At 41.6% G+C, this 12,057-nt stretch carries 11 protein-coding genes; 9 read left to right on the top strand and 2 right to left on the bottom strand.

Translation table 11 applies throughout. From position 1 onward, the window contains the following. Positions 1-33 precede the first annotated feature (33 nt). From G6R08_RS02890 to G6R08_RS02880, 3 genes are all read left to right on the top strand, one after another. Positions 34-1,176 carry a cysteine desulfurase family protein gene (locus G6R08_RS02890; RefSeq protein WP_163526595.1) on the top strand — a complete coding sequence of 381 codons (1,143 nt, stop codon included), beginning with the start codon at positions 34-36 and terminating at the stop codon, positions 1,174-1,176. Positions 1,177-1,178: 2 nt separating this feature from the next. After that, positions 1,179-2,381, top strand: coding sequence for a tRNA uracil 4-sulfurtransferase ThiI (gene thiI, locus G6R08_RS02885; RefSeq protein WP_163526594.1), 1,203 nt, complete (start codon positions 1,179-1,181; stop codon positions 2,379-2,381). A 165-nt stretch (positions 2,382-2,546) separates the two neighbouring features. Continuing rightward, positions 2,547-4,136, top strand: a complete 1,590-nt coding sequence (locus tag G6R08_RS02880) for an amidohydrolase (RefSeq protein ID WP_163526593.1) — start codon at positions 2,547-2,549, stop codon at positions 4,134-4,136. 48 nt (positions 4,137-4,184) lie between these two features. On the opposite strand, the gene G6R08_RS02875 is transcribed toward G6R08_RS02880, so the two are convergent. Beyond that, the gene (locus tag G6R08_RS02875) at positions 4,185-4,988 is read right to left on the bottom strand and encodes an NAD kinase (protein WP_163526592.1); all 804 of its coding nucleotides are present in this window, start codon (positions 4,986-4,988) and stop codon (positions 4,185-4,187) included. A gap of 242 nt (positions 4,989-5,230) precedes the next feature. Between G6R08_RS02875 and G6R08_RS02870 the strand changes: the two genes are divergently transcribed. The 4 genes from G6R08_RS02870 to G6R08_RS02855 all read left to right on the top strand — a co-directional run bounded on the left by G6R08_RS02870 (position 5,231) and on the right by G6R08_RS02855 (position 9,083). Then, positions 5,231-6,223 carry a class I SAM-dependent methyltransferase gene (locus G6R08_RS02870; protein WP_163526591.1) on the top strand — a complete coding sequence of 331 codons (993 nt, stop codon included), beginning with the start codon at positions 5,231-5,233 and terminating at the stop codon, positions 6,221-6,223. Between the two features lie 122 nt (positions 6,224-6,345). Next, positions 6,346-7,533, top strand: a complete 1,188-nt coding sequence (locus G6R08_RS02865; protein ID WP_163526590.1) for an acetate kinase — start codon at positions 6,346-6,348, stop codon at positions 7,531-7,533. A 209-nt stretch (positions 7,534-7,742) separates the two neighbouring features. Next, the gene (locus tag G6R08_RS02860; RefSeq protein WP_420810366.1) at positions 7,743-8,567 is read left to right on the top strand and encodes an EcsC family protein; all 825 of its coding nucleotides are present in this window, start codon (positions 7,743-7,745) and stop codon (positions 8,565-8,567) included. 3 nt (positions 8,568-8,570) lie between these two features. Further along, on the top strand, positions 8,571-9,083 hold the full coding sequence (locus G6R08_RS02855; RefSeq protein ID WP_163526589.1) for a MogA/MoaB family molybdenum cofactor biosynthesis protein: 513 nt from the start codon (positions 8,571-8,573) through the stop codon (positions 9,081-9,083). A gap of 92 nt (positions 9,084-9,175) precedes the next feature. On the opposite strand, the gene G6R08_RS02850 is transcribed toward G6R08_RS02855, so the two are convergent. After that, on the bottom strand, positions 9,176-9,631 hold the full coding sequence (locus G6R08_RS02850; RefSeq protein WP_163531077.1) for a universal stress protein: 456 nt from the start codon (positions 9,629-9,631) through the stop codon (positions 9,176-9,178). A gap of 283 nt (positions 9,632-9,914) precedes the next feature. On the opposite strand from G6R08_RS02850, the gene G6R08_RS02845 reads away from it, so the two are divergent. Beyond that, positions 9,915-10,673, top strand: a complete 759-nt coding sequence (locus tag G6R08_RS02845) for an SDR family oxidoreductase (protein WP_163526588.1) — start codon at positions 9,915-9,917, stop codon at positions 10,671-10,673. Between the two features lie 167 nt (positions 10,674-10,840). After that, on the top strand, positions 10,841-11,959 hold the full coding sequence (gene ald, locus G6R08_RS02840; RefSeq protein ID WP_163526587.1) for an alanine dehydrogenase: 1,119 nt from the start codon (positions 10,841-10,843) through the stop codon (positions 11,957-11,959). Positions 11,960-12,057 lie beyond the last annotated feature (98 nt).

Below are 12,057 nucleotides of genomic sequence, written 5' to 3'. Positions count from 1 at the left end.
ATGTACTGCGAAATAGGAAAGAGGTGTTTCCTTTTGATATATTTAGATAATAGTGCAACAACTAAACCATTACCAGAAGTTCTTGAAAGCTTTAGGAAATCTGCTGAAACCTTTTATGCTAACCCATCTTCCGTTCATCAGTTAGGAAGTGATGCTGAAAGGATGCTTACAAAGTCCCGAACACTTATAGCTGATCAGATAGGGATTAAGGCCAGTGAAGTGTTGTTTACTTCCGGAGGGACAGAGTCCAACAATTTGGCTATAAAAGGAATTGCTTTCAAACACCAAAGCAGAGGGAAACACATGGTAACGACTACGATCGAGCATCCTTCGGTTTTAGAAGCTTTTCGTTCATTGGAATCAATCGGATTTGAGGTAACCTATGTGAAAGTAGATGAAACTGGGCGTGTGGACCCAGATGAAATTGATAAAGCTATTCGTAAGGATACGATCTTAGTCAGTGTAATGTCTGTTAACAATGAGATCGGAACCGTTCAGCCGATCGAGGCTATCGGGAGGCTCACTAAAAAGCATCCCAAGCTGTTCTTCCACGTCGACCATGTACAAGGCTTTGGGAAAATTCCACTTCATATAAAGCGATCGAATATTGATTTATGTTCAGTGTCAGGGCATAAAATCCATGGTTTAAAAGGAACAGGAGCCCTTTTTGTTCGAAAAAATGTATCTTTGTTTCCGTTATTGCATGGTGGAAATCAAGAACAAAAGATGCGGGCTGGTACAGAAAACCTTCCGGGTATCGTGGCCTTAGCTAAAGCAATAAGGTTAATCAAGGAGAAGGAGAAGAATCAGCTGCAGGAGTTAACAGCGCTGCAAAGTGATTTAAGACACCAGCTCCTTCAAATTGATGATCTGGTGATAAATTCTCCTGAAGACAGTGCACCGCATATTATTAACATTTCGCTGCCTGGTTTTAAACCGGAAGTACTCATTCATAAACTAGCCGATAGTGAAATTTATATTTCTACAAAATCAGCTTGTTCTTCTAAGCAGTCAGATATTAGTGCTGTGTTAGAGGCGTGTCAGTTAGCAGCTGACCGAACTACGTCTTCTCTGAGAATAAGCCTATCTTATCAAAATACAAAAACTGAAATCGATCAGTTTGTTCAGGCGTTAAAAAAGGCGGTCGTTCATATAACAAGATCGATGAGGAGGTAACTATGGAATTTGACCATATATTAATTCGCTATGGTGAAATGTTTATAAAAGGGAAAAACAGGAAAAAATTTGAAAGTAAACTGCAAAGTAACCTAATTAAAAAGTTAAAAGAGTTTCCTGATGTTCGGGTTTCTAAAAAAGGAGAAAGAATGTATGTGCTGTTGAATGGATCAGACCCCCATTCAGTTATGAGGATGTGTCAGCAGGTCTTTGGTATACACACGTTAAGTTTTGCTATTAAAGTTAATAAGAGTGAGGAAGAAATTAAACAGGCTGCATTATTCGCCCTAAGCGATTCACCTGAAGCCCGGACCTTTAAAGTTTCATCCAAACGAGCGGACAAGGATTTCCCGATTCGTTCACAAGAACTGAATCATGTAATTGGAGGTTATGTGCTTTCAAATACAGAAGGGATCACGGTGGACGTGCATCATCCGGATGTTGAGTTAAAAGTAGAATTGAGAAATGGAGCTGCTTATATTACTGCAAAAGATTACCCAGGAGCTGGAGGTCTCCCTGTTGGGACATCTGGCAAATCCCTCTTGCTCCTATCAGGGGGCATTGATAGTCCGGTTGCAGGTTATTTAACTATGAAGCGAGGGGTTGAACTGGAGGCGATTCATTTTCACTCTCCTCCTTATACGAGTGACCGAGCTAAACAGAAGGTTCTGGACCTCGCCGCCGAACTTTCTAATTATGGCAAAAAGGTTAAAGTGCATATCGTTCCCTTTACGAACATCCAACAAAAGATACACCGGGAAATGCCGGAAGGATACAGTATGACGATCATGAGGCGAATGATGATGAGGATTAGTGAACTACTAGCGAATCGGGAAGGAATTCTATCCCTGACTACTGGAGAAAGTCTTGGACAAGTAGCCAGCCAGACAATGGAAAGCATGCATACAATAAATGAAGTAACCAACTTGCCAATCATCCGTCCGCTGGCTGCGATGGATAAGCTTGAAATCATCGATATATCTAGAAAGATCGGTACTTATGATGTATCCGTGCTGCCATATGAAGACTGCTGTACCATCTTTGTGCCGAAAGCTCCCAAAACTAAGCCAAAGAGGGAAAAAGCGAACTATTACGAATCAAAAGTTGATTTCAGCCAGGATATTGCAGAGGCAGTTGACAAATCCGTTGTGGTTGAAATGGATCGGAAACAGCAAGAACTGGATGAATTTGATGAATTGCTTTAGAAAAAGGAAACAGCTCACGATGCATATAGCATGGTGAGCTTTCTTTGTATACGATGATCTAGATGGGAAGGTTCTGCAAGCAAAATTGCATTGCTCTCTTTTAATTTACAATTTGAAGGGAATTCTGTATGGTAAATATAAAAATAGCTGGGAAGGGGCAGACAAATGAAGTTATGGTATGGTGGGAAAATATATACGATGAAAAAAGAAGGCGACTGGGTAGAGGCTGTTATCTCTGATAAAGGAACGATTGTGGCCACAGGTCACACTCAGGATCTTTACGCGGCGTACCAGGATGCGATAACAGAGGAAATCGACTTAAAAGGTGCTGTAATGTACCCTGGTTTTACGGATAGCCACCTTCATATCATTGGCCATGGTGAACGATTAATGCGTCTTGATTTGTCTTTCATGAAATCAGCAGAGGAAGTCAAACAAGCTTTAAGTCTTCATGCTGAACAGCTTGAAAAAGGGAAATGGATTATTGGGGAAGGCTGGAATGAGAATCAGTGGGAAGATAAGCGGATTATACATAAAAAGGAGTTAGATGAACTCACTCAGGACCATCCAATGATGCTTACGCGAGTCTGCCGTCATGCCTTACTAGCTAATTCAAAAGCAATGGAGCTTGCAGGTGTTACGGAGCGGACACCAGACCCTCAGGGCGGAGTGATTGTGCGTGATGAACACCTTGAACCAACGGGGTATTTTCACGACCAAGCACAGGATATAATTAAAAAGGCAACACCTGAGGTAACTCCACAGTATTTAAGAAAAGCAACAGAACTTGCTGTCAATGACATGCATGCACACGGACTGGTGGGCGGTCATAGTGAGGACCTAAATTACTATGGAGGCTTTAAAAAGACGTTTGATGCTTTTACCGATGTGATTAACGGGCAAGATGTGAAACTCAGGGCACATTTACTCGTCCACCATGGAGTGATTGAGGATATGGACACTGAGGGCTTAGGTTTTAAAAAAGGTACGGACTTTGTTGAACTTGGCGCGATGAAAATATTTGCGGATGGAGCGCTTGGTGGACGAACTGCCTGGCTCACAAAAGATTACGCTGACGACGCGGGGAACCAAGGTGTGGCTATCTATACGCATGAACAATTGAAAGAGCTAGTCTTAAAAGCACGGCAAAGACAGATGCCTGTTGCTGTGCATGCTATCGGGGATGCTGCGGTAGAGGCGATAGTTGATGTGATTAAAGAACACCCTCTTCAAACGGGAGAGAGAGACAGAATTATCCATGCACAAATTTTAAGTCCGGCTCTTATAAACAAACTTCAACAGCTTAACGTCATTCTTGATATTCAGCCGACTTTCGTTGCTTCAGACTTCCCATGGGTGATGGAACGTCTGGGTCTAGTCCGACTGAAAACCTCTTACTCCTGGAAAACTTTGCTGGATGAAGGGATTGTTTGTGCGGGAGGCTCTGATGCACCTATTGAAGAGATCGATCCATTGCTTGGAATCCGTGCTGCAGTCGATCGCAGGTCTACCTATGACAATGAAGTGTATCAGGTCGAGGAGCGTTTGACGGTTTATGAGGCTGTTTCTTTATATACGAAGGGGAGCGCCTATGCGATGGGGAAAGAAGATACTCACGGTCTTCTTGAAAAAAATTACGTCGCCGATTTTACCGTTCTAGACCGCGACTTATTTGCTCTTAAGCCACATGAATTAACTGATGCCACGGTTATGATGACCGTGGTAGATGGTGAAATTATGTATCAGCGCGTCTAAGTGAAAGCCAGGCACATATATGTGCCTGGCTTTTATCAATGATGCGGTTTATAAAAAGGTGCGCTGTACCCGTTCCCAATAAGAGTTATTTTTCAATTTGACTGTTTTAATAACTTTATCACTTAATTTCACAGTGATATCTTGAATATTTCGGATCGAAAAGGCCTCATTATCCATGCCGATGATCGGGTAATCGTTGCCGTCTTGCCGAACGCTCAATCGGAGAGTACGTTCAGAACTTAAAATAAATGATGATCCAAGTGTTCGATAACGATTGTTATTTAATGAGGCAAGTTCACTGACCTGGATGCACGGAAGTTTAGGATCCACTACTGCCCCTTTGGTTGATTTATTATAGCCAGTACTGCCTGTTGGAGTGGCTACAATCAGGCCATCGCCTCTAAAAGTCTCAAAATGAATCTCATCGATATAAACATCGATAACGATTGATTTAATCAATGTAGAACGAACGCTGCATTCATTTAGACAAAGGTAGTTTGACTCCTCATTCACTGTAGATTCGATAACCGGAAAGCGTCTGACCTCAAGTTCGGCGTGCAGCATGGAATGGACCATTTCATTATAATTGTCTAGATTAAAATCACAATACAACCCGGCTTCATCTTTCGTCCTAACACCAACGTATAGGCAATCCTGTCGAAAGCCAGTTTTTCTAACTGCCTGGAGGAAAGTGCCATCTCCACCTACAGATACGATGATATTTGCATCTTTTGCCTCGTCCACGATCGTAAAATCATTTTCATTGGCCAGCTGGTATAATGGTGCCAGTTTTTCTTCCAGCTCAGGGTCTGGATGGTAATAAAAATAGAGATTTCTGCGTTGATTATCCATGTGAGAAAGCCTCCTTCATATCGTTCATCATGTATTTTACCATCTTGATAAATAAATGGACAGATACTCTGTTAGCATGACCTGCTGAAATCTTGTAATAGAGAGGGATTGAAGTTGAAGTACGTGCTTATTTCCGTTATGGTTAGAAATAGAATTAAGCACGTTTGAGGAACGCATAATTAGCGGAGCGCAATGCGTTCCTTTCGTATGAAATTAGTTTTGAAGGAAGCAGAGGGATCGTAATGAAACAAGAAATGGTAGAGAGTTTATATGTTTGGATCGATGAAACAGCAACAATCATTGAAATGGATTTGAATGTAACGTACTTAGAGGCGGTTGCCGAAACATTGGATACGTTGTTTAATGGACAGCCATTTGAGGATATAGATGATCAGCTCTCGACTAAACTAACGAATCAGCTGTTGAAAATTAAAAGTGATGAGTATAGTAAAGAGGAGATACGTAAAGCTGTTCAACTTGCTATATTAAAAGGAATGAAAGATGCCACACAACAGCAGCATCTTATTACACCTGACTCCGTTGCCATGTTCATGGGTTATATAGCTTCTAAGCTATTTGAAGGTGAAGAGCAGTTGAAAGTATTTGATCCTGCGGCCGGGACAGGGAATTTAATGACAGCTGTACTCAATCAACTTGATATGGAGATTACAGCTTACGGTAGTGAAGTAGACCAGACATTGATTCAACTGGCTTTAGCTAATGCCAACTTGCAAAAAAATCACGTTGAGTTTTTCCATCAAGATAGTCTGCGGCCATTTTTAATGGAACCGGTAGATTTTGTTTTTGCGGATCTGCCTGTCGGTTATTACCCAGATGATGTCCAAGCTAAGCAGTATCAACTTAAGGCGGAAGAGGACCATTCGTATGCACATCATTTATTTATTGAACAAGGGTTAAACTATACAAAAGACGGCGGTTATTTAATGTTTATCGTTCCGAACTTTCTCTTTGATAGTGATCAATCTAAAGCGCTAAATGAATTTCTTAGAGAAGAGGCTCATATTGTAGGGATGCTGCAGCTATCAGACTCTCTTTTCAAAGATGAGAAGCACGGGAAAAGCATCTTAATTTTGCAAAAGAAGGGTGAGGGCACAACACCGCCTAAGCAGGCATTGCTCGTAAAACTGCCCTCCTTTAAAAATCCGGATGCAATGGCGGATATTCTGGCTCAAATGAATCAGTGGTTTCAAGATTATAAAACGATAGAAAAGTGAGAAAATAAGAAATATATCAAGTAAACGTTATCATATTCCTTAGTCCTTGAAAACGAGTCTGGCTGGTGGTTAAATGGTAGTGGCAGAAAGATACGAACCTATATTTAAGGGGATGAACAACGTTGAATAATATTCTTGCGATCAATGCGGGCAGTTCTTCTTTAAAGTTTCAATTGATTGAAATGCCTGATGAAACTGTCGTGACAAAGGGACTTATAGAGCGGATCGGACTAGATGACGCTGTTTTTACTATAGAGTATAATGGTGAGAAAGATAAAACTGTAACAGAAATTCCTGACCACAGTAAGGCAGTTTCTTTACTTTTAGCTAAGTTGACAGGGCTCGGAATCATCCAATCACTTGATGAGATTGATGGGGTAGGACACCGAGTCGTACATGGAGGCGAGCGGTTTAGCGATTCTGTCTTGATTACGGATGAAGTCATTCAGGAAATCGAAGATGTATCTGATCTTGCTCCGTTGCACAATCCTGCTAACCTAACCGGGATTCAAGCATTCAAGGAAATTATGCCAAATGTTCCTCACGTAGCCGTATTTGATACAGCTTTTCATCAGACGATGCCGGAACAATCGTACTTATATAGCTTGCCTTATGAATATTATGAGCAGTATGGAATTCGTAAGTATGGCTTTCATGGTACATCGCATAAGTATGTTTCTGAGCGTGCAGCGGAAATGCTGGGACGCCCTGTAGAGCAGCTTCGCCTGCTTTCCTGTCACCTTGGAAATGGAGCGAGTATTGCAGCTATTGAAGGCGGCAAATCCATTGATACTTCCATGGGATTTACTCCGCTCGCCGGTGTAACGATGGGAACTCGTTCAGGAAATATTGACCCAGCTTTAATTCCATTCATTATGGATAAAACTGGTAAATCAGCAAACGAAGTCATGAATGTATTAAATAAAGAAAGCGGAATGCTTGCTCTATCCGGATTCTCAAGTGATTTACGTGACATTGAGGAGAAAGCTTCAGTGGGTGATGAGCGTGCTGAACTTGCACTGGAGGTTTTTGCTAACCGTATTCACAAGTACATCGGTTCATACGCTTCTCGCATGCATGGGATCGATGGAATTATCTTCACAGCAGGTGTTGGGGAAAATAGTACCTCCATTCGTGAACGCGTTTTACGAGGTCTCGAGTTTATGGGTGTGTATTGGGATCCTTCACTTAACCAGGTGCGTGGGAAGGAAGCGTTCGTTAATTATCCGCATTCTCCTGTTAAAGTAATGGTCATTCCAACAAATGAGGAAGTTATGATTGCTCGCGATACAGTTGAAAAAGGATTATAAATAAAGAAATTCAAAGATAAAAATTTTCTCTCTAATTTTGAAATACACAATTTAATAAGAAGCTGGTGAGACTTTCTCGACAGCTTGTGAGTTAGACATCCTGTGTCTAGCTCTTTTTTTTGAAGAAATAACCTCTTCCAAATCATTTTCTTTTTCTTCCATTCGAGCTACAATTAAGTTAATGAAAGGTTTTTGAAGGAGTGGTGTTTTTGACAAAGAAACCAGTGTTAGAAGGTATTGAGATGTGGCGAGAGCACCAATCAAGTTATCAAGCCAATGACTTTGAGATGATGTATGATGATTGGATCCGTGAATCTTTCAGCCGCATCAATCCAGATATAAAACAAAAGTTCTTTTCAAAACTGGATGGCTGGTTATTCCATACCCACGCTTTCCTTCAGGGTTCTGCCTTCCAAAACGATGCACGAGAACGCATATTAACGGTTGGTCGGGTTTTTCAGTCGAATGTTACTCATATTGAAGATATGAAGCAGTTGGATGTCAATCAGTTAACGTACATAGCAGATCAGCAGGTAGCAAGAGGACGTTTGTATTCTTTTGCCCAAGGCGGATTAACTGGCACGGGAGGCTGGCTGCTGCTTGGGATAGACTTCCCGCTGATGACTATATTGAATCTGCGGGCTGTTCAGTTAATTGGTTTAACATTTGGACATGAAATGAATCATCCCTATGAGATGATGATTTCGTTTAAAGTATTTCATGCATCTATGCTTCCTAAGCGACTCCAGGCAGCTGCATGGGATCAATTAATAGATGAAGTTAAGCTGACTCCGCACTCCTATGTGTATGAAGGAGAGGATCAACTTACAGACGAAACGTGGTTTGAGCAGCCGATGAAGCAGGCGTTCAAGTCACTCTTTATCCTCATGTTCAAAAGAAAACTAACCCAGGGCATCCCTCTTATTAGTGTAGCGGTAGGTGCTTATTCTAACTACCAATTGACGAAGCAAATGACCGAATTTGCTATGAAATTTTACCAGTACCGGCATTTATTAAGTGAGAAGGAGGTATAGGAAATGGGAGTGGAGCAACATAAACAAAGCGCACCTCATACAGTTCGCTGCAGCGTCCTTACCATTAGTGATACAAGAACGAAGAAAATGGATAAGAGCGGGCAATTAATGATAGATAAACTCGAAGCTGCGAACCATCAAATAAACGACTATCGAATAGTCAAAGATGAGATAAACGCTATAAGGAGTGCAGTGCAGCAAGGGGTGACGGATGAAGAGATTGATGTCGTGTTAACGAATGGGGGTACGGGGATTGCGAAGAGAGATGTAACGATCGAAACCGTGACGTCCATGTTTGACAAAGAAATTCCTGGCTTCGGTGAGTTATTTCGCATGCTCAGCTTTACTGAGGACATCGGTTCGGCCGCGCTTTTATCTCGAGCAACAGCCGGAGTAACTCATAGGACAGCTGTTTTTTCTACTCCTGGTTCGAGCGGTGCAGTGAAGCTAGCTATGGATCGTCTGATTTTACCTGAGATTACTCATGTGGTAAGAGAAGTCCAGAAAGATTACTGAATGAAAGAACAAAGATAAACATAGTGGAAGAAAGAACAGAGGATGATCGACTAAATATATCGAACATCCTCTGTTTTGTGGGACCTATTCAATTAGTTCTCATCTGCTTCATCTTCACGTACAACGAGTACATCGCAGCTTGCATATCTTATTATATGTTCGGAAACACTGCCGATAAAGAAGCGCTCCATGACGTTTAAGCCGGTAGCCCCACAAATGATTAAATCGGCTTGATGCTTAGGAGCGACATCTTTTGCAATTTTCACTTTAGGGGAGCCGTAATCAATATCAATCACTACATTGGTTACACCTGCGGCTTCTGCCTTGCTTCGGTAATCCTCAAGTAACTCCGTAGCGTATTTCTCGGCACGAATAGCGAGCGAACGGTCGTAGGCCTCTACAGTTGAAAACGCGCGGGTGTCAACAATGTGGGCAAGAATTAACTTTGATTGATTCCGATTAGCGATATCGATGGCCTTATTAAAGGCTACCTCCGCAGTTTCAGACCCATCAACGGCGACGACGATATCTTTGTACTCAAATGTCATCATGAACTCTCCCTTCCTTTAATTACCTTTATTATAACATGACAAAAGTTGTGGTAGTGCTTACTTATGAAAGCGATTCGTAATTTTTCTCATATTAGGAAATTTCCCAAAATATACATATAGAGGCATTTGAGCTGAACGTTAATCTTTGTTTGTAGTACAGTATATGTATAACAGTTAATATTCACAACTGGAGCCAGAATCAAAAGAATAATGCTTCCCACATGGTATTATTATCATAAAAATAGACCATAATTACCCGAGAAAAGAAGGGAGAATACATATGCGCCACGCAATCATTACTGCAGGTACGAAAGGGTTAGGTAAGAAAGTAACCGAGCAATTTCTCAAAGCTGGTCATTCGGTTACCGTTACCTACCGAACCGATGAAAGAAAAGCTAAAGAGCTTGTGGAACAATATAGCGACATAACAGATAGGATCCAATTGGTCCAAGTAGACGTTACCTCTCAATCTGATTTACAACAACTAGTCAATTCAGCAGTAAGCCGCTTTGGAAGGATAGATTTTCTAATCAATAATGCAGGACCTTATATTTTTGAAAGGAAAAAATTGGCCGATTATAGTGATGACGAATGGAACGCTATGATCAGGGGGAATCTTGACGCTGCGTTTTATTTGCTGAAACAGATTATTCCGATTATGAGGACACAATCGTTTGGACGAATTATAAACTATGGCTTTCAAGGAGCGGGATCTTCATCAGGATGGATTTATCGCTCGGCCTTTGCTGCTGCCAAAGTTGGTTTAGTGTCTTTAACGAAAACGATCGCCTTTGAAGAAGCTGAAAATGGCATTACATCGAACATGGTGTGTCCAGGCAATATTACCGGGGAAATGAAAGAAGCGTCTATCGAACAAGGCAAGAAAAAGAAAGATGATAAAACACCGATCGGCAGACCTGGAACCGGTGAAGATATCGCTCGGACGATCGGTTTCCTATGTGAAGAGCAGTCCGATATGATAACAGGGACCATCTATGAAGTCACGGGTGGATTAGATGTCATTAATCGATATCGCTGAAAGAAATACTTCGCTTTATTGATAATGACTATAGTTTCGTCCGCGAATTTGATACAATGAAAGGGCTTACAGAATAGTCTTCTGTTCACTTGTAAAAAATGAGGTTATAGCTGAATTCGACAGGAAGGATGCTCCTGGATCGAATCGAAGTAGGAGGTCGAGTATTCGTGAAAATAGGTGTACCCAGAGAAGTGAAAAACAACGAAAACCGTGTCGCCATGACACCAGCTGGAGTGGTCACTTTATTAAATTCAGGCCACCAGGTTTTTGTGGAAACCAATGCAGGCGTTGGTTCAAGTTTTACAGATGAACAATACAAAGAAGCTGGTGCTACAATCGTATCAACTGCAAAAGAGGCATGGGGACAGGAAATGGTTATGAAAGTGAAAGAACCGCTTCCTGAAGAATATGATTTCTTTTATGAGGGACTTATCTTATTTACTTATTTACACTTAGCTCCTGAACCTGAATTAACAAAAGCTTTGATCGATTGTAAAGTAGTCGCTATTGCTTACGAAACGGTACAGCTAGCAAATGGTTCACTTCCATTGCTTACGCCGATGAGTGAAGTGGCAGGACGAATGGCTTCCCAAATCGGAGCACAATTTTTAGAGAAGTCTCACGGCGGCAGAGGTGTCCTTCTCGGGGGGATTCCTGGAGTGAGAAGAGGAAGAGTAACTATCATAGGCGGCGGTGTAGTAGGAACAAATGCAGCCAAAATTGCAATGGGACTTGGGGCTGATGTTACGATCATCGACCTGAACCCTGAACGTTTGCGTCAGCTTGATGATATTTTCGGTTCAGACATTAATACTTTGATGTCCAATCCATTAAATATACAAGAAGCACTGGAAGAGTCTGATTTAGTTGTCGGAGCTGTTCTTATTCCGGGAGCGAAGGCGCCGAAGCTTGTAACAGAAGAAATGGTGAAATCGATGCCGGAAGGATCAGTCATTGTGGATGTTGCCATTGATCAGGGGGGGATTTTTGAAACAACTGATCGAATTACCACCCACGATGACCCGACATATGAAAAACATGGCGTCTTACATTACGCTGTAGCTAACATGCCTGGGGCAGTTCCGCGAACCTCAACGATCGGTTTGACTAACGTGACGGTCCCGTATGCTCTGCAGCTTGCCAACAAAGGATATAAACAGGCTAGTAAGGACAATGAAGCACTTATTAAAGGAGTCAATACTCTCGATGGCTATGTAACTTATCAGGCAGTAGCTGAAGCCCATGGCCTTGATTATGCTAGTGCGAATGAATTATTAAAAGTATAACTTGTCAAACAGTAGGACTTCCCTTCGTTCTACTGTTTTTTTATAAAAAGTTATAATAAAATGAAACCAAGTACGGGTTTATCCCGTACATACAGGTA

This window comes from Halobacillus ihumii, from assembly GCF_902726645.1.
GTDB classification, from domain to species: Bacteria; Bacillota; Bacilli; order Bacillales; family Halobacillaceae; genus Halobacillus_A; species Halobacillus_A ihumii.
The sequence above is the reverse complement of the archived record's forward strand: the minus strand, read 5'-3'. Positions and strand labels throughout refer to the sequence as shown.